The 16,277-nt window shown below is 61.8% G+C and carries 15 protein-coding genes and 2 tRNA genes; 6 read left to right on the forward strand and 11 right to left on the reverse strand.

Annotation, left to right across the window (positions count from 1 at the left end):
- Positions 1-153 precede the first annotated feature (153 nt).
- From ACB030_RS06880 to cysK, 5 genes are all read right to left on the reverse strand, one after another.
- Complete coding sequence (locus ACB030_RS06880) at positions 154-699, reverse strand: cytochrome b (RefSeq protein ID WP_371158739.1); 546 nt, start codon at positions 697-699, stop codon at positions 154-156.
- Positions 700-973: 274 nt separating this feature from the next.
- Positions 974-1,483 carry a PTS glucose transporter subunit IIA gene (gene crr, locus ACB030_RS06885; RefSeq protein ID WP_005325875.1) on the reverse strand — a complete coding sequence of 170 codons (510 nt, stop codon included), beginning with the start codon at positions 1,481-1,483 and terminating at the stop codon, positions 974-976.
- Positions 1,484-1,526: 43 nt separating this feature from the next.
- A complete protein-coding gene (ptsI, locus tag ACB030_RS06890; protein WP_371158740.1) occupies positions 1,527-3,254 on the reverse strand; it encodes a phosphoenolpyruvate-protein phosphotransferase PtsI in 1,728 nt (575 codons plus the stop codon).
- Positions 3,255-3,298: 44 nt separating this feature from the next.
- Positions 3,299-3,556 carry an HPr family phosphocarrier protein gene (locus ACB030_RS06895; protein WP_005303128.1) on the reverse strand — a complete coding sequence of 86 codons (258 nt, stop codon included), beginning with the start codon at positions 3,554-3,556 and terminating at the stop codon, positions 3,299-3,301.
- Positions 3,557-3,996: 440 nt separating this feature from the next.
- A complete protein-coding gene (cysK, locus tag ACB030_RS06900) occupies positions 3,997-4,965 on the reverse strand; it encodes a cysteine synthase A (protein ID WP_371158741.1) in 969 nt (322 codons plus the stop codon).
- 163 nt (positions 4,966-5,128) lie between these two features.
- Here cysK and ACB030_RS06905 point away from each other — a divergent pair, with 163 nt between their 5' ends.
- The 3 genes from ACB030_RS06905 to ACB030_RS06915 are packed head-to-tail and all read left to right on the forward strand — an operon-like array spanning position 5,129 to position 8,312.
- Entirely contained in the window at positions 5,129-5,971 is an 843-nt protein-coding gene (locus tag ACB030_RS06905) for an AAA family ATPase (RefSeq protein ID WP_371158742.1), read from the forward strand.
- Positions 5,972-7,135, forward strand: coding sequence for a VWA domain-containing protein (locus tag ACB030_RS06910; RefSeq protein ID WP_371158743.1), 1,164 nt, complete (start codon positions 5,972-5,974; stop codon positions 7,133-7,135). It abuts the gene before it with no gap.
- Between the two features lie 55 nt (positions 7,136-7,190).
- Positions 7,191-8,312, forward strand: coding sequence for a beta-ketoacyl-ACP synthase III (locus tag ACB030_RS06915; RefSeq protein ID WP_371158744.1), 1,122 nt, complete (start codon positions 7,191-7,193; stop codon positions 8,310-8,312).
- Positions 8,313-8,424: 112 nt separating this feature from the next.
- On the opposite strand, the gene tsaA is transcribed toward ACB030_RS06915, so the two are convergent.
- Positions 8,425-9,129 (reverse strand): tRNA (N6-threonylcarbamoyladenosine(37)-N6)-methyltransferase TrmO, encoded by a 705-nt coding sequence (tsaA, locus tag ACB030_RS06920; RefSeq protein WP_371158745.1) that lies wholly within the window; start codon positions 9,127-9,129, stop codon positions 8,425-8,427.
- Between the two features lie 198 nt (positions 9,130-9,327).
- Here tsaA and ACB030_RS06925 point away from each other — a divergent pair, with 198 nt between their 5' ends.
- Positions 9,328-10,308, forward strand: coding sequence for an NAD-dependent epimerase/dehydratase family protein (locus tag ACB030_RS06925; protein WP_371158746.1), 981 nt, complete (start codon positions 9,328-9,330; stop codon positions 10,306-10,308).
- Positions 10,309-10,380: 72 nt separating this feature from the next.
- Here ACB030_RS06925 and ACB030_RS06930 read toward each other — a convergent pair whose 3' ends face one another.
- The 4 genes from ACB030_RS06930 to cydD all read right to left on the reverse strand — a co-directional run bounded on the left by ACB030_RS06930 (position 10,381) and on the right by cydD (position 14,818).
- On the reverse strand, positions 10,381-10,773 hold the full coding sequence (locus tag ACB030_RS06930) for a DUF488 domain-containing protein (RefSeq protein ID WP_371158747.1): 393 nt from the start codon (positions 10,771-10,773) through the stop codon (positions 10,381-10,383).
- Between the two features lie 9 nt (positions 10,774-10,782).
- Complete coding sequence (gene rcsF / locus ACB030_RS06935; protein ID WP_005325859.1) at positions 10,783-11,154, reverse strand: Rcs stress response system protein RcsF; 372 nt, start codon at positions 11,152-11,154, stop codon at positions 10,783-10,785.
- Between the two features lie 156 nt (positions 11,155-11,310).
- A complete protein-coding gene (cydC, locus tag ACB030_RS06940; RefSeq protein WP_371158748.1) occupies positions 11,311-13,056 on the reverse strand; it encodes a cysteine/glutathione ABC transporter ATP-binding protein/permease CydC in 1,746 nt (581 codons plus the stop codon).
- Positions 13,049-14,818: a cysteine/glutathione ABC transporter permease/ATP-binding protein CydD gene (gene cydD, locus ACB030_RS06945; protein ID WP_371158749.1), complete on the reverse strand. Its 1,770-nt coding sequence runs from the start codon at positions 14,816-14,818 to the stop codon at positions 13,049-13,051. The genes cydC and cydD overlap by 8 nt, the downstream gene beginning before the upstream one ends.
- Before the next feature lie 201 nt (positions 14,819-15,019).
- Between cydD and ACB030_RS06950 the strand changes: the two genes are divergently transcribed.
- A tRNA-Gly gene (locus ACB030_RS06950) sits at positions 15,020-15,093 on the forward strand.
- Positions 15,094-15,197: 104 nt separating this feature from the next.
- A tRNA-Gly gene (locus tag ACB030_RS06955) sits at positions 15,198-15,272 on the forward strand.
- A 124-nt stretch (positions 15,273-15,396) separates the two neighbouring features.
- Here ACB030_RS06955 and arcA read toward each other — a convergent pair.
- Entirely contained in the window at positions 15,397-16,116 is a 720-nt protein-coding gene (arcA, locus tag ACB030_RS06960) for a two-component system response regulator ArcA (RefSeq protein ID WP_010673581.1), read from the reverse strand.
- Positions 16,117-16,277: the final 161 nt, after the last annotated feature.

A 16,277-nucleotide genomic window follows, 5' to 3' on the forward strand; every position in this document is an offset into this window, starting at 1 on the left:
ACCGGAACGCAGGGAGCGAAGTTACCCCCGCTGCGTGAAAGCAAGGCCACAGAGGTACAGTGTAAAAAAGCCAATAAAAACAATGCCAGTCAGGCTTAACTGACTGGCATTACCCTGTCATCGGGGCCTTTTTGTTGCTGTTGTCCGCCCGGGCTATTTCTTCTCGGGCAACATATTGGTCAGTGTGTTGTCCTTGAGCACATGGTGGTGATAGAGGGCGGCCCCTGCGTGCAGGGCTATCAGGGCATAGCCGATGTTGGCCAGCGTTTCGTGCAGATCCTTGATGATCCCTTTGAGGCTATCATCCGGTCCTATCAGTGCGGGCAACTCAAATCCGAAGAAGGGGATGGGCTTGCCACCGGCGCTCAGCAGCAGCCACCCCAGCAGCGGCGTCAGGATCAAGAAGCCATACAGGGCCAGATGGGCGAGGTGGCCTAGCTTGATCATCAGGGGCGAGGGGGCGGGCAGGATGCGCGGTGATGGGCTGCCAAAGCGCACCAGCAGCCGTGCCACTACCAGCGCCAGAATGAGCAAGCCCACCATGAAGTGATACTCCTTCATCAGGTCGCGTCCGGCCGAGCCCTTGGGGAAAATATCCCTGAACTCCATCAGCCCGTAGACGGCCACCATCAGCAGCAGGGTCAGCCAGTGCAGGCCGATGCTCAGGCTGCCATAACGTTGTTCCGTGTTCTTCAGCATCTTCATCTCCTTCCGGAGGGCGCATTGCATCGCCCTGGTCCATCCCGTCACGCGTGGCGCCGGGATCCCGTGGTTTCCACACCCATGCTACAAGGCTTGTCGGGCAATGCCTTGATCTCGACCGCGCTTTTGCATCGGAGTGCCCTTGCCCGGTCAGGGAACTAGTTAGCCCCTGATGGTTGAGAGCAGGCGGACCTAAGGTGTTGCCCATAAAAAAACCGAAGCACATGGCTTCGGTTTTTTGTTGCAGCAGCTGGCACCAGCCAGCAGCGCATTATTTCTTGATGCGGATAACCGGGGTCTCACCCACGGTCACGGCGCCAGTCATCTTGATCAGCTCTTTGATCTCATCCATGTTGGAGATGACGACCGGAGTCAGGGTAGACTTCGCCTTCGCTTCCAGTACGGCCAGATCGAACTCGATGATGGTATCACCGCGCTTGACCTTCTGACCTTCCTGGGCGATGCGGGTGAAGCCTTCGCCTTTCAGCTCGACGGTGTCGATACCGAAGTGAACGAACAGCTCGATACCAGAGTCGGATTCCAGAGAGAACGCGTGGTTGGTCTCGAAGATCTTGCCGATGGTGCCGTCGCACGGGGCAACCATCTTGTTGCCAGCCGGCTTGATGGCGATGCCGTCACCGACGATCTTCTCGGCGAAGACAACGTCAGGCACATCTTCGATGGGCACGATTTCGCCAGACAGCGGTGCAAAGATTTCGATGCCGCCGGTGTCAGAACTGTCATCGGAGACCAGTTTCTTCAGTTTATCAAACAGACCCATAGTAAAAGCTCCTAGAGATGATTGTCGCTGTTTGCAGCCGATCTTAGCAGACTGCCTTCTGCTTAATAAAGTTATCTACACAGGCTTCGATTTCGGCGGCGGTCGCATAGCTCAGTGCCTGGTCTGCCATTGCCTTCACGTCTTCGAAGTTGGTGTTGCGGATAAGCTTCTTGATACGCGGTACAGAGATGGCGCTCATGGAGAACTCATCCAGACCCATACCCAGCAGCAGCAGGGTGGCGCGTTCGTCACCAGCCAGTTCACCGCACATACCGGTCCACTTGCCATTGTCGTGGGAAGCGTCGATCACCATCTTGATCAGGGTCAGGACGGAGGGTGACAGCGGGTTGTACATGGCGGAAATCATCTCGTTACCACGATCGACGGCCAGGGTGTACTGGGTCAGGTCATTGGTACCGATACTGAAGAAATCCACTTCCTTGGCCAGATGATGAGCCATCACGGCAGCAGCCGGGGTCTCGATCATGATACCCACTTCGATGGATTCATCAAAGGCTTTGCCGTCGGCACGCAGTTCGGCCTTCAGCTGCTCCACGGTTGCCTTGAGGCTGCGGAACTCTTCGACGGAGATGATCATCGGGAACATGATGCGCAGTTTGCCGAAGGCAGAGGCTCGCAGGATGGCCTTCAGCTGGGCGTGCATGATGTCTTCGCGATCGAAGAAAATACGCACGGCACGCCAGCCCAGGAAGGGGTTCATCTCTTTCGGGAAATTCATGTAGGGCAGTTCTTTGTCGCCGCCGATGTCCATGGTGCGGACGATGATCGGCTGATCCGGCATGGCCTCTGCCACTTCTTTGTAGGCCTTGAACTGTTCCTCTTCGGTCGGCAGCGCATCACGATCCATGAACAGGAACTCGGTGCGGTACAGACCCACGCCTTCGGCGCCATTGCGGATGGCACCCTCGGTATCCTTGACGGTACCTATGTTGGCGCAGACTTCGACCTGATGACCATCCAGGGTGATGGCGGGCAGGTCTTTCAGCTTGGCCAGTTCGTCCTTCTCGGCCTGGAACTGGGCCTGGAATTTCTTGGCTTCAGCCAGCTGCTCGGCGGTCGGGTTGATGATGATCTGGTTGTTGATGCCATCCAGTACCAGCATGTCACCGTTGTTGACGCGCGCAGTGATGTCGTTGGTGCCCACGATGGCCGGCAGCTCCAGGGAGCGGGCCATGATGGAGGTGTGGGAGGTACGGCCACCGATGTCGGTGACAAAACCCAGCACGTATTTCAGGTTGATCTGAGCGGTTTCGGACGGGGTCAGGTCTTTGGCGACCAGGATGACCTCTTCGTCTATGGTGCTCAGGTTGACAACGGCGATGCCCAGCACGTTCTTCACCAGACGGGTACCGATGTCACGGAAGTCGGTGGCGCGCTCGCGCAAGTAAGGGTCGTCCAGCTCGGCCATCATCTTGGCGTACTGTTCGATCACCTCATAGATGGCTTTGTCGGCGGACGCCTTGTTGTCTTTGATGAAGGATCTGATATCCCCTTCCAGCTCCTCATCTTCGAGCAGCATGATGTGGCCTTCGAAGATGGCCTCTTTTTCTTCACCGAAGGTACGACCGGCCATCTCTTTGATGGCTTCCAGCTGTGCGGCTGACTTGGTGCGGGCTTCGAGGAAGCGGTTGATCTCGACGTCAATCCGGTCAGCAGAAATCTTGCCCTGATTGATAACGATTTCATCTTCTTTCAGAAGAAGCGCCTTACCGAATGCGATACCGGGGGACGCAAGAATGCCAGATATCATAATCCTTCCTATTAAAACGACTGTGGGGGAGGAGTAAAGCTGGATTACTCCAGCTCGTCCATCAGGGCAACCAGCTTCTCAACGGCTTTCTGAGCGTCCGGGCCGTCGGCCTGGATGGTCACGTTGGTGCCTTTGGTCAGGCCCAGGGTCTGCAGCTTGAACAGGCTCTTGGCGCTGGCGGATTTGCCACCGGAGACCACAGTGATCTCGCTTTGGAATTCTTTGGCTTCTTTCACGAACTGAGCTGCGGGACGGGTGTGCAGGCCGTTTTCAGCAGTAATAACAACAGACTTCTCGTACATGGTTTCACCCCATATTATTGATATTGTGTGGAGAGATGGTCGCTAATGAGGCTTCCTGTCTCACCGTGTCAGTATGGATATGTTGTAAAGTAACGAAATCAGACCTGCAATGGTTTAATCCAGGTCAATTTTCTGTGCAGTATTCGGCGTCCAGGCTAAGTCTTTTCGTTATCGGGCTGCAAGCCGCGTCAGGACTGGCCTGAAATTAATTTATAACGAAAAATAACACTTTGTTACCTTGTGATACCTAGCCGGTAAACACCTCGTGACGCGGCACAGGATATGAGATTTATCACAGAATGTCTGCTTTTTTTGTCAGGCTCAAGTTTGTTATTTTACCCCAAAAAATAAGGGGCCGACTGACACTGATGGCTACTGAGTTTAGCGCATAATGAAAACGGCGCCCCAGGGGCGCCGCTGTTTTGATGTAAGACGATCAATTACTGCTGCAGTTCCTGCTCGCTGAACACGCCGGCGAACAGGGCGCTGGAGAGGTAGCGCTCGGCGGCGCTCGGCAGTATGACGACGATTGTCTTGTCCTTGAACTCCGGCAGCTCGGCCAGACGGGCGGCAGCCACTACGGCGGCGCCCGAGCTTATCCCCGCCAGTATACCTTCCTCTTCCATCAGGCGGCGAGCCATCTCGATGGACTCCTCGCTGCTCACTTGCTCGACTCTGTCCAGCAGGGTCAGGTCCAGGTTGCCCGGAATGAAGCCAGCGCCTATGCCCTGGATCTTGTGGGGACCGGGCTTGATCTCTTCACCCGCCAGTTTCTGGCTGATGACGGGGGATTCGGCCGGTTCGACCGCCACGGAGATGATGGCCTTGCCCTTGGTCTGCTTGATGTAGCGGGAGACACCAGTGATGGTACCGCCGGTACCTACACCGGCCACAAACACATCCACCTCGCCGTCGGTGGCGTCCCAGATCTCGGGACCTGTGGTCTGCTCATGGATCTCCGGGTTGGCGGGGTTTTCGAACTGCTGCAGCAGCACATACTTGCCCGGCTCGGATTCCAGGATCTCGTTGGCCTTGGCGATGGCGCCTTTCATGCCCAGCGGGCCTTCGGTCAGCACCAGGTTGGCACCGAGCGCCTTGAGCAGCTTGCGGCGCTCCAGGCTCATGGTGGCCGGCATGGTCAGGGTGATGGGATAGCCACGGGCCGCAGCCACGAAAGCCAGGGCAATGCCCGTGTTACCGCTGGTAGGCTCGATGATCTCCTTGCCCTGGGTCAATACGCCGCGTTTCTCGGCATCCCAGATGAGATTGGCGCCGATCCGGCACTTGACGCTGAAGCTCGGGTTGCGGCTCTCGATCTTGGCCAGCACGCGGCCCTTGGTAACACGGTTGAGACGAACCAGCGGGGTGTTGCCTATGGTCTGGCTGTTGTCCTCAAAAATTTTGCTCATGGTGCTATCCCTGTGTTTGTTAAGGCGATGAAACAAGATTACCCTGTGGTTTCTGAATGAGAAGTGACGAATCGTTATAACAATATGTTATTAGAACATATAGAACTTATTCTTTATTACCGAGGCCCAGGGCGGGCCTTGTGCTACCAAGGAAACGGACGCCATGGGATTTGCAGGAAGCGATCGCTATCTCGCATCAAGGTCACTGAGTATGGCGGTCAATGCCGCCATAGTGCTGGAGAAGCCGCTGCTGATCAAAGGTGAGCCGGGCACCGGCAAGACGGTGTTGGCGGAGGCGGTGGCCGAGTCGCTCGGTGCCGACCTCATCAGCTGGCACATCAAGTCCACCACCAAGGCCCAGCAGGGGCTCTATGAATATGATGCGGTGGCCAGGCTGCGGGACTCCCAGCTTGGGGATCCGCGGGTCGCGGACATCAACCACTACATCCGCCGGGGCAAGCTGTGGCAGGCCTTCAGCGCCGAGCAGCGACCGGTGCTGCTGATCGACGAGATCGACAAGGCGGACATCGAGTTTCCCAACGATCTGTTGCTGGAGCTGGATCGGATGGAGTTCGACGTCTACGAGACCGGCGAGCGGGTCAAGGCGCGCCAGCGGCCGGTGGTCATCATCACCTCCAACAACGAGAAGGAGCTGCCGGACGCCTTCCTGCGCCGCTGCTTCTTCCATTACATCCGCTTCCCCGACAAGGCCGAGATGCAGGCCATCGTCCAGCTGCACTATCCGGATCTCAAGGAGAGCCTGCTCGGCGAGGCGATGGAGCTCTTCTTCGAGCTGCGTAACGTGGAGGGGCTGCGCAAGAAACCCTCCACCTCAGAGCTGCTGGACTGGATCCGCCTGCTGCTGGCCGATGACATAGCCCCCGAGGCGCTGCGCAGCCGGGAGCCGGGCAAGCTGGTGCCCGCCCTCTATGGCGCCCTGCTCAAGACGGAGCAGGACTTGCACCTGTTCGAGAAGCTCGCCTTCCTGGCGCGGCGCGGCGGCTGAATGCTGATCGACTTCTTCACCCATCTGCGCCGCCACCAGCTGTCCTGCAGCCTGCGCGAGTTGCTGGATCTCCATGGAGCCCTGGCGGCTGGGCTCGCCAGCGTCGACATGGACGACTTCTATCGCTTGTCCCGCTGCCTGCTGGTGAAGGACGAGGCTCACTATGATCGCTTCGATCGCGCCTTCGCCGAGTATTACCAGGGGCTGGAGGCCATCCCCCTGCTGCCGGAGACGCTGCCGGACGACTGGCTGCGCCAGGAGTTCGAGCGGCTGCTGAGCGCTGAGGAGAAAGCCTTGCTCGGATCCCTTGGCGGGCTCGACAAGCTGCTGGAGACCCTCAACCAGCGCCTGCGTGAACAGAAGGCGCGCCACGCCGGCGGCAACAAGTGGGTGGGCACCGGGGGCAGCAGTCCGTTCGGCCATGGCGGCTTCCACCCCGAGGGGATCCGCATGGGAGGCGAGGGCCAGCATGGCAAGGCAACCAAGGTGTGGGAGGCGCGCCACTATCGCAACTTCAGCGACGACTCGCCGCTCGGCCAGCGGGCCATCCAGCTGGCCCTGCGCAAGCTCAGGCGCTGGGTGCGCAAGGGCAATCCCTCGGAGCTGGATCTCGACGACACTATCAGCAGCACGGCCCGTCAGGGCTGGCTCGATGTGAAACTGCGCCCCGAGCGCCACAACGGGGTCAAGCTCCTGGTGTTCTTCGATGTGGGGGGCTCCATGGATGCTCACGTGGCCGAGGTGCAGCGCCTCTTCTCGGCCCTGCGCCACGAGTTCAAACATCTGGAGTACTTCTATTTTCACAACTGCCTCTACGACTTCGTCTGGAAAGATAACGAGCGCCGCTTTGAGGTGCGGTTCGATACCCTGCGGCTGCTGCGCACCTACGGCAGCGACTATCGGGTGATCCTGGTGGGCGATGCCAAGATGGGTCCCTACGAGATCACCTGGCCCGGTGGCAGTGTGGAGCAGTGGAACGAGGAGCCCGGCCAGGTGTGGCTCGGGCGCCTGCAACAACATTTCCCCAAGCTGGTGTGGATCAATCCGCTGCCGAGGCAAGAGTGGCTCTGGCACCCCTCCATCAAGTTGATGAATGACGTGATTGGCGGGCGCATGCACCCGCTGACCCTGGCTGGTCTGGCTGCGGCCATCGATCAGCTATGAACCTCTGACCCCTAAAAAACAGACAAGCCGGGATTGCACCCGGCCAGGAGCAAAGATGACCTCTATCGTGATCAGTGGCTCAGGCCTCTATACCCCGCCCTTTACCGTCAGCAATGAAGAGCTGGTGGCGGCCTTCAACCAGTATGTGGATCTCTACAACGAGGAGAACGCCTCCGCCATCGACGCCGGCCAGCTCCCTGCCAAGCAGCATTCGAGCTGCGAGTTCATCGAGAAGGCGTCCGGCATCAAGAGCCGCTATCTGGTGAGCAGGGAGGGGGTGCTGGATCCGGACATCATGCAGCCGTTGTTGGCGGAGCGCCCCGATGACCAGCCCTCCATCATGGTGGAGATGGCGGTGGCCGCCGCCGAGCAGGCGCTGATCGCCGCCGGTCGCGAGCCGGGGGAGATCGATCTCGTCATCGTCGCGGCCTCCAACATGCCGCGTCCCTACCCGGCGCTGGCCATCGAGCTGCAGCACTATCTGGGGGCGAGCGGCATGGCGTTCGACATGAACGTGGCCTGTTCCTCCGCCACCTTCGGCATCAAGACGGCGGCGGATCTGCTGGCGGCCGGCACCGCCAGACTGGCCCTGGTGGTGAACCCCGAGATCTGCTCGGGGCACCTCAACTTTCGTGACAGGGATAGCCACTTCATCTTCGGGGACGCCTGCACCGCAGTGCTGCTGGAGCGGGAAGCCGATTGCAAGGTGGCCAACCCCTGGCAACTGGTGGCCAGCAAGCTGGTGACCCAGTACTCCAACAACATCCGCAACAACTTCGGCTTCCTGAACCGCTTCAGTCCGCGCACCCGCTATGGGGATGACAAGCTGTTCCGCCAGCAGGGGCGCAAGGTGTTCAAGGAGGTGCTGCCCCTGGTGTGCGACCAGATAAGCACTCAGCTCGATGGGCAGGGGTGGGCGGCAGACTCCTTGAGCCGGCTCTGGCTCCATCAGGCCAACCTCACCATGAACCAGTTCATCGGCCGCAAGCTGCTGGGCCACGACGCCAGCCAGCAGGAGGCGCCGGTGATCCTGGACAGCTACGGCAACACCAGCTCGGCGGGCTCTGTCATCGCCTTCCACCTGTTCAACCAGGACTTGCCGAGCGGGGCCCGCGGCGTGCTCTGCTCCTTCGGCGCCGGTTACTCCATCGGCAGCCTGCTGTTGCAGCGCCTCTGAGTGCCGCCATCCGGCGGCGGCAGTAAAAAACCACCCGAGCTGAAGTGTCCAATGAACGGGATTCACTTCAGGGCGGGTGGTTTTTTATGGGCCTGGGCTGGCGAGGAGAGGATCAGGCGGGCTCTATGGCCGACACCAGGCAGGCGGGCTCGCTGATGCGAAAACGCACATTGAGATCGAACAGCCTGACGCCATACTCCTTGTCGTCCGGCTTGCCCTTCTTGTAGGCGGGGCGGGGATCCTGGGCCAGCACCTCGCTCACCAGCTGGCGCAGCTCGGGGTGGGCCTTGAGCCAGGGCATGAGCTGCTGCTCAGCTTCTGGGCTGAAGCTCACCGCCAGCGGCGGGGTGGGGGCCTCGGGGGCGAAGCCGCCCCGGGCGTGGGGCAGGCTGTCGGCATAGGGAATATAGGGCTTGATGTCGACCACTGGGGTGCCGTCCAGCAGATCCACGGCGCCGAGGTCGAGCCACAGCTTGCCACGCTCACGGCCCACCCCGTGCAGCTCGACCACCGAGAGGCCGAGCGGGTTGGGGCGGAAGGTGGAGCGGGTGGCAAAGACCCCGACCCGCTCGTTGCCGCCAAGGCGCGGCGGACGCACCGTCGGGTGCCAGCCCTGGGCCATGGTCTGGTGAAACACGAAGCTGAGCCAGAGGTGGGAAAACTGCTCTATGCCGCGCAGCACGTCCGGCTGATCGTAGGGAGGCTGCAGCTCCAGGCGGGCGCGGGCCGATTTGACCAGGCCGGGCTGGCGGGGGATGGCGAACTTCTCCTTGTAGGGAGAGCGGATGATCCCGAGTGTGTCTATATCGAACTTCATGGCGGATCCTGGCTGAAAACCCCGGCAATGTAGCACAGGCGGACCGAAAACGCAGGCGTCGCCACAGTCGTGGCCCCCTGTGATCCCGGTCGCAGAGCGCGGCATCCGAGGCTGTGCCCTGGCGTTAACTTGCGTAGGGTGGGGGAAGAACGGGGATTGGCCGGGGTCATGGCACCGCGGCGCACAGGAGAGACAGGGATGAAACTGCTGATTATCGGCGGCACCGGTTTTTTGGGCCGCCACCTCACCTCGCTGGCCCTGGATTGGGGTCATGAGGTGACGCTCTTCAATCGGGGGCACCGCCAGCACCCTGACTGGCGCGAGCTGACCCAGCTGCAGGGGGATAGGGATCAGAACCTGGATCCCTTGCTGGGGGAGGGACTGCACTGGGATCTGGCCATCGACACCTGCTGCTATGACCCAGCGCAGGCGGCCAGCCTCTCGGCGGCCCTGCTCGGGCGTTGCGAACGGCTCATCTTCATCTCCACCATCAGCGTCTATCGGGACTTCGCCCGGCCCGAGATGGACGAGTCGGCGCCGCTGCACCAGGTGGCCCTCGGCGAGTCAGCCAGCGACTACGGTCCGCTCAAGGTATTGTGCGAGGCAGAGTATCGGACCCGCTGGGGGGAGCGGCTCTGCATACTGCGCCCCGGCGTGCTGTGCGGCCCCTTCGACCCGACTGGCCGCCTGGCCTGGTGGGTGCAACGAGTGCAGCAAGGAGGATCTTGGCTGCTGCCGGGGGAGGGGCAGGACAGGCTGCAATATCTGGACGTGCGCGACTGCGCCGAGTTCGTGCTGCGGGCCGCCGAGCAGCAATTGGGCGGTATCTTCAATCTGGTCAAGCCCGGTATCGCGCTGAACGACTGGGTGGAGCGTCTGGCGGCCAGGCTGGCCCCCGCCACTCCCATCGTGCCCGAATGGGCGCCCTGGCCCGCTCTGCTGGCCGCCGGGGTGGAGCCCTGGCAGAGCTATCCGACCCTGTTGCCCAATGAGCAGCCCGAGTATGCCGGCTATGGCCGCATCAGCGCCGAGGCGGCCATCGTGCAGGGCCTCAACTTTCGGCCGCTGGAGGAGACTGTGGCGGATGTGGCCGAGTGGCTGGCCGGCGCGCCGGACGCTGCGGTGGCCGCCGGCATCACAGCCGAGCAGGAGACGCGGCTGCGTCAGCTTGTCCGGTAGCGTGGCCGGCAAGTGCCGCAGCAAAGCAAAAGGGCATCGAGAGATGCCCTTTTCTGTCTGGTGTGAGCGCCGCTACTCGGTGCGGATGGCGGCGCCGGCGGCGATCAGCAGCTCGCGCAGGATGGCGCGATGACAGCGAGACGCCTGCTCACAGTAGCAGCCCACTGACAGGTTGGTGGTGTGGGAGAGGGCCGCCAGCAGCGCCAGATCGTGGCGGGCAGCAGGGCTCGCCATCTCGGCCTTGTACTGCTTGCAGAAGGCGGCCCACTGGGCCAGGCTTTCGGCGGCCTGACCGAGCTTCATGGTCTCGGCGCTGGGGGCCAGGTTGGGGAACCAGACGTCGTACCAATCCTGGCTGGCAAAATCGCTCTTGGGCACGCCGCGGGGCGGGCGGCGCACTGTGCCGATGCGCAAGCCTTCACCCTCGAGACGGGGGCTGCCGAGGCGGACGATGGCGAGGGCCATGTCGAGACCTTACTTCTCTTCAGCCACTTTCAGCGCCTGGCCGTAGCAGATCACCTGCTTCAGGCAGCCCGGCACATCGCTGAACTCGGCGCACTTGTCGAAGCTGACGCCGTTGCCGCCCATGTCGGCCACGCGGCGGCGGGCCAGGGTGCGGGCTTCGCCGGCATTGGGCACCGCCTGATTGGCATCGGCCTGGCAGGACTCACCCTCGACCGTGCCGAGGTAGAGGTAGTTGAGGTCGGCGAGCTGGTTCTGCTCATAGATCCGGACGCCGCCCGGCTTGAAATACTCGTCGAAGTTTTCCTTGTCCAGATTGCTGTTGAAGGCGAAGTCGGCACAACCGGAGGCAATCAGGGGCATCATCAGGATCAGGCGTTTCATGTCGAGGTCTTGTTGAACAGTGAGGGGGCCATTATAGGGGTCAGTCGCTGCCTGCGACCAGCCCCATTTTTCGCCCGGGAGGCGAGCTGTGACGGGGATCTTGGCACTATCAACAAGACAAGGGGCAGATCCCTGCCCCTTGTTCATGGGCTTTCATCAGGCGGGAGCCAGCCGCTGGTGCAGGCTGCGGTAGTAGTCATCTTCCAGCAACTCCTGGTGCGGGGCGCAGAGGCGGATCTTGCCCTCTTCCATCAAGGCCACCCTGTCCATCTGCTCCAGCCCCAGCAGGCGGTGGGAGATGAGCAGCAGGGAGCGCTTTGCCCCCAGCTTGAGCAGCAGGGCCATGATCTCCCGCTCGGTCTGGCTGTCGAGCCCTTCGGTCGGCTCATCCAGCAGCCAGAGCGGGGCGTCGTGCAGCAGGGCGCGGGCGATGCCGATCCGGCGGCGCTCGCCGCCGGAGAGGGGGCGGCCGCCATCCCCGAGCCAGGCGTCCAGTCCGCTCTCGGCCTCTTCATCTTCGCCTGCCAGCAGGGTGGCGAGCCCCACTTGGGTGAGAACCTCGGTCAGTCGCTCGTCGCTGGCGTCGGGGGCGGCCAGCTTGAGGTTGCCTCGCAGGGTATCGGCAAACAGATGCACCCGCTGGCTCACCACCGAGCAGGAGGCGCGCAGGGCCCCTTCGCCATACCGGGTCAGCGGCTTGCCATCCAGCAGTATCTCGCCGGTCTGCGCCGTCCACTCCCGGGTCAGCAAGCCCATCAGGGTGGACTTGCCACACCCTGTCTGTCCCAGCAGCGCCAGCTTCTCGCCGGGGTTCAGTTGCAGGGTGCAGCCTCGCAGCACAGGGGCATCCTGGCCGGGATAGGCAAAGTGGAGGTCCCGTATCTGCAAGGCGCCTTGAGTCGCAGGCGCTTGCTCCTCTCCCCACTCTGGCGCCTTGGCCTCTTGCAGTATCTCGTTGAGACGACGGGCCGAGGTGAGGCTGGTGGATAGGTGCTGGAAGGCACCTGCCAGGGGCAGCAGCGCCTCGAAGCTCGCCAGGGTGGCGAACACCATCAGCGCCGTGATGGGATCCGGGGTGCCACCGCCGACGCCGTGACCGGCGAGCCACAGCATCAGGGTCAGGGTCCAGCCGCTGAGCAGCTGGACCGAGAAGCTGGCGAGGCCGCTCACCCTCGCCATGCGGGCCTGGGCCTGGATCAGGGCCTGCTCGGCCTGTTGCAGCTCGGCCAGCGCCTTGGGGGCGGCGGCGAACATCTGCAGCTCGGCATGGCCGTCCAGGTAATCCACCATGCGGGTGCGCATGGTGGATTTCTCGGCGATGAGTCGACGACCGGGGGCGCGGCCGGCGAAATAGAACACCAGGGGCAGGGCCAGCATGCCAAAGAGCAGTATGGCCCCCAGGGTCAGCGCCAGGCGGCTGTCGAAGAAGGAGAGGAAGAATACCAGCCCGGCGCAGCTGAGCAGGGCCGCCCCTATGGGAGTGACGAGGCGCAGGTAGACATGATCCATGGCGTCGATGTCGGCCACCAGACGGTTGAGCAGATCCGCCTGACGAAAACCGGCCAGGGTGCCGGGGGAGAGGGGGGAGAGTCGTTGCCAGAACCAGACCCGCAACCGGGTGAGCACCCGGAAGGTTGCGTCGTGGCTCACCACCCGCTCACCCCAGCGGCTGGCGGTGCGCACTATGGAGAAGAAGCGCACCCCCCCGGCCGGGGTCATGTAGTTGAAGGTGTCCCGGCTGGCGACCGCCAGCCCCGCCACGGCAGCGGCGGAGAGGAACCAGCCTGATAAAGAGAGCAGCCCCATCCCGGCCACCAGGGTGACCAGAGCCAGCAGCAGGCCGAGGGAGAGGCTGAGCCAGTGCTGGCGGTAGAGACGCAGGAACGGCAGTAGATCAGTCATCGAGAGAATCCCCTGAACGTTGGGATAGCAGACGGGCGAAGGGCCCCTGTGCCTGGCAGAGTTGCGCGAAGTGCCCTTGCTCCACCAGCTGGCCGCGCTCCAGCACCAGTATGTTGTCCATCTGGCTGAGCTGATCGAGGCGGTGGGTGATCATCAGCAGGGTCTGGCCCACTGCTGCCTGTTCGAGTGTGCTCATGATGGCGCGCTCGGAGTGACGATCCAGGCTGGTAGTGGGTTCATCCAGCACCATCAACTGGGTGGACTTGAGCAGGGTGCGGGCCAGGGCGAGGCGCTGGGCCTGACCGACGGAGAGGCCACCGGCCTGATCCCCGACCGGGTAGTCGAACCCCTTTTCTTTGGCAAATTCCCAGGCCTGGGCCCGCACCAGGGCCGCTTCCAGCTCGGCATCGCTGGCCGTGGGCCTGGCCAGCAGCAGGTTGTCTCTCAGGGAAGCGTGGAACAGCTGGGGGTTCTGGGAGAGCCAGCCCAGTTGCAGCCGCCACTGGCTCATGTCCAGATCGGCGAGCTCCTGGCCGTTGACACGGAGCGAACCGCGATAGGGGGCAAAGCCGAGCAGGGCGTTGACCAGCGAGCTCTTGCCCGCCCCGCTGATCCCGACCAGGGCGGTGCGCGTGCCTGCCTCAAGGGTGAAATCGAGGGGGCCGACCAGCACCTTGCCCTCGGCGCTCAGCACCGCCAGGGCGCGTGCCTCCACCCTGATGGGACCATCGGCCTGGAAGGGGGCACTCCCTGAGGCCGGTTCGCTGACTTCGGCCTCGAGAAACTCCAGCAACTGCTCGGCGGCGCCTATGGCCTGCGCCTTGGCGTGGTAGTGGGCGCCGAGCTCCCGTAGCGGCGCGTAAAACTCGGGAGCGAGAAACAGCACGAACAGGCCGGTAAAGAGCGTTACCTTGACGCCATAGTTACCGAAGTTGAGGTGATCTATGTAGGAGAAACCGAAGTAGACCGCCACCAGGGCCACCGCGATGGCGGCGAAGAACTCCAGCACGGCCGTGCTCAGGAAGGCGAGCCGCAGCACCTCCATGGTGCGCTCCCGAAAATCTTCCGAGGCGTCGCGAATGGCCTCACCTTCCGCCTGGGTACGCATGAAGAGCTGCAGGGTACGCAAGCCCTTGAGTCTGTCGAGGAAGTGGCCGGAGAGCCGCGCCAGGGACTGGAAGTTGCGGCGGTTGGCATCGGCGGCGCCGACGCCCACCAGGATCATGAAGAGCGGGATGAGGGGGGCTGTGCCGAGCAAGATGATGCCGGCGGCCCAGTTGACCGGGAACACCGCCACCAGGATCACCAGGGGGATGAAGACGGCTATGGCCATCTGGGGCAGATAGCGGGAGAAGAACTCCTGCATCTCTTCGATCTGCTCGAGCAGCAGGCTGGCCCAGCTGCCGGCGGGGCGGCGCTGGATATAGGCCGGGCCGAGGCGGGCGAGGCGGGTGAGCACCAGTTCGCGGATGGCTTGGCGCACCGCACTGCCCGCCCTGAAGCTCGCCACCTCACGGCCATAGGCCAGCGCGGCCTTGGTCAGGGTCACCAGCAGCAGGGCAATAAAGAGGGGAATGGACTGCTCGGGCGTGGTGCCCTCTATGATGAAGCCGTGGAGCAGGGTGGCCAGCAGCCAGGCCTGCATCACCATCAGTATGCCCTGACCCATGCCCAGACCAATGGAAAGGCCGATCCAGCGCCGGCCATGGCCCGATTGTTTGCGCAACCAGCCATAGAGATGTTTCTGCTTGTTCTTGTCCATTACCACCCTCCTCGGTCGAGTGGCGCAAGACTATCGTCGCCCCCACGGCTTGGCAACCTCGCAGATCCGGGAGTGTGAACGTCTTTGTTTGAAAAAGCAGCTGCATGCTCAATAGTTGGCCGAACAGCTTGATTTATGGCAAAAAATACGAAGGCGGTGATTGCGCTCGCCGGCAAAATGCATATAGTAGAGGCCACTGACGCGGGTGTAGTTCAATGGTAGAACGGTAGCTTCCCAAGCTGCATACGTGGGTTCGATTCCCATCACCCGCTCCACATTCTGATACCCGGTACCTGTCCCGTCTCGTTGCTGCCTCCTTCTGGCACGTCTCTTCAGACGCCGATTCCATGCCTTGTATCTACAGCGTTCTTGATGCCTTGCGGGCATCGTATAATGGCTATTACCTCAGCCTTCCAAGCTGATGATGCGGGTTCGATTCCCGCTGCCCGCTCCAGCTTTCATGCAAAAAGCCCACTCGGTCGAGTGGGCTTTTTGTTTTGGCGGATCCGCGTGGTGGCGGCGACCACAAACAGAAGAGGCGCCCGCAGGCGCCTCTCGCTTCACCGGGCAGGAGGGGATTATTCCTGCTCCAGCTCGCCACAGAAGCGGTAGCCTTCGCCATGAATGGTGGCGATGATTTCCGGGGTGTCGCCCACGCTCTCGAAGTGCTTGCGAATGCGGCGGATGGTGACATCCACGGTACGGTCGTGGGGCTTGAGCTCACGGCCTGTCATCTTCTTGAGCAGCTCGGCACGGGTCTGGATCTGGCCCGGGTTCTCGCAGAAGTGCAGCATGGCGCGGAACTCGGAGCGGGGCAGCTTGAACATGTCGCCCGCCGGGCTGACCAGGGCACGGCTGTTGATGTCCAGCGCCCAGCCATTGAACAGGTAACGTTCCACCAGCTTCTTCTCTTCGCCACCGGCGGCCACGTTCATGGTGCGGCTCAGCAGGTTGCGGGCACGTATGGTCAGTTCGCGGGGGTTGAACGGCTTGGTGATGTAGTCATCGGCGCCTATCTCCAGCCCCAGGATCTTGTCCACTTCGTTGTCACGGCCGGTCAGGAACATCAGGGCGATGTTGTCATCTTCACGCAGCTCGCGTGCCAGCAGCAGGCCATTCTTGCCCGGCAGGTTGATGTCCATGATCACCAAATTGATGGTGTGACTGGTCAGGGCTTGATGCATCTCGTCGCCATTGTTGGCTTCCAGCACTATGTAGCCTTCGGCCTCGAAGATGCTCTTGAGGGTGTTGCGGGTGACCAGCTCGTCTTCGACGATCAGAATATGTGGTGTTTGCATGAGTATTCCCAGATTCTTATCAGTTAATTATCGAAATTTTAACACTCTTTGGCGTTATCCGACCGGTCCTGAAAATTTATTACGTCATCCTGGGTATGAATATCAGGTCGAATCATCGCGAATTTGGTATCTATGTTGGCAAACATCCCTGTGCCGCACAG

Source organism: Aeromonas sp. S16(2024) (genome assembly GCF_041403065.1).
Lineage (GTDB): Bacteria > Pseudomonadota > Gammaproteobacteria > Enterobacterales > Aeromonadaceae > Aeromonas.